Below are 1,489 nucleotides of genomic sequence, written 5' to 3'. Positions count from 1 at the left end.
ACAACTCTGCGCCGATGATAGTGCTGCAACCAGTGTGAAAGTAGGTTATCGTCAGGCTAGTTATACTAAAAAACCCCATCCGGTGATCCGGTTGGGGTTTTTTTTCGTCCATACGAAAACCCACCATCTGGCGCGAGACATTGTCTCCCGCCACGCCTGGTGGTTTTTTTCGCTTTGAGTTTAGAACTGGAAGCGGAAACCGGTGGTAATCAGATTGACCTCGCTCTTCGTCAGACGCGACACGTCCAGATTGAGCGACCAGTGCTTATTAAACGAGTAGCTGATGCCGGCGCCGATCAGGGGATCCGTTTCGTTTTTATCCGCAATATTTGTCCTGTTCGATTGCAGCCTGGTGCTACCGAGGCCCAGGCGGCCGTAGAGACTGAAATGTTCATTCAGCGGTGCGGTGCCCACCACTGCGATGCCGTAATGTTGGTCTGGGTAATAGCCGGCTTCAGTCAGAACGCCGCGGAAAGGATCAAAGCTCAGGCTGCGGTAATAACCTTCGACGCCCAGATTAGGCGTCGCCTGATAGCCGAGCCGGAACCCGAAGCTGATATCGTTGCTGTCGTCGACGTACTTGGACGAAACAGTAGCCCGGCCGACGTCGGCGCCAACATAGGCAGCCGGCTCGGAAGACGCTGCGGCAAATGTCGGCGCGGCCATGACGGCAAGAGCGATTGCGATACTGCATTTACGCAAGAATTTCATGATCTACTTTCTTGATAACTATGGATGGATAGGGATTGGCTGCTTGTCGCATGCGGCACCCCTGTATATTCCAAATTTGAAAAATTATTCTTTGAATAATTTCCCAAATGAAATGCTATCACGGAGTTATTAAAACAGCAATCACGATGGTTCTGGCTATTAAATAGAAGATTCGTGATGCCGGCGCAATGCTGCACTTGGCCAAGCTGTTTTGGCGTTGCCGGCGGTACAAATTGGTGAGTTGCTTGTTGGTGTGGGGGTTTGTATCAACGGAGAGTAAAAAAGCCTTGCCAGCGCAGCGATGGATTTGCTATAGTTCGCCTCCCCGCAAAACGGTGCGTGCAAATGCAGAGTGAGCGGGGCAGGTCGGAAACGATCTGGTAGTAAAAAGAAGGGGTTGACGAAACGGTCTAAACGCTTCATACTCTTTCTTCTTCGCGGCTGACAAACAAAACGCTTTGTCAACAACGCCGCAGGCAGTACCGAATAAGTTCTTTAACAATTCACAGTCGATAAGTGTGGACGTTTGATGGAAGTGCACACGGAGCTAGTCTCCGTGATACTTAAAATATCAAATGTTCACAAGAAGTAATGAAATAGGGCGCTTCGCAAGAAGTGGCCTGTCAGTATTTTGAGTGAGCAAACACCTCGCAATGCGAGGGGTTTGAACCGATTAAAAGGTTCGACCATGCGAGAAATCGCAAACAAACAGAGATTAAACTGAAGAGTTTGATCCTGGCTCAGATTGAACGCTGGCGGCATGCCTTACACATGCAAG

General features: G+C 49.8%; 2 protein-coding genes. Both read right to left on the bottom strand.

The genetic code is table 11. The features are described from left to right. Positions 1-180 precede the first annotated feature (180 nt). Positions 181-711 carry a porin family protein gene (locus AC3WOS_RS28500; protein ID WP_492720693.1) on the bottom strand — a complete coding sequence of 177 codons (531 nt, stop codon included), beginning with the start codon at positions 709-711 and terminating at the stop codon, positions 181-183. A 159-nt stretch (positions 712-870) separates the two neighbouring features. Next, on the bottom strand, positions 871-1,134 hold the full coding sequence (locus AC3WOS_RS28495; protein ID WP_492720691.1) for a hypothetical protein: 264 nt from the start codon (positions 1,132-1,134) through the stop codon (positions 871-873). Positions 1,135-1,489: the final 355 nt, after the last annotated feature.

The organism is Rugamonas sp. FW305-51 (assembly GCF_058786935.1).
Note: the sequence above shows the minus strand (reverse complement) of the source record. Positions and strands in the feature narration are given on the sequence as shown.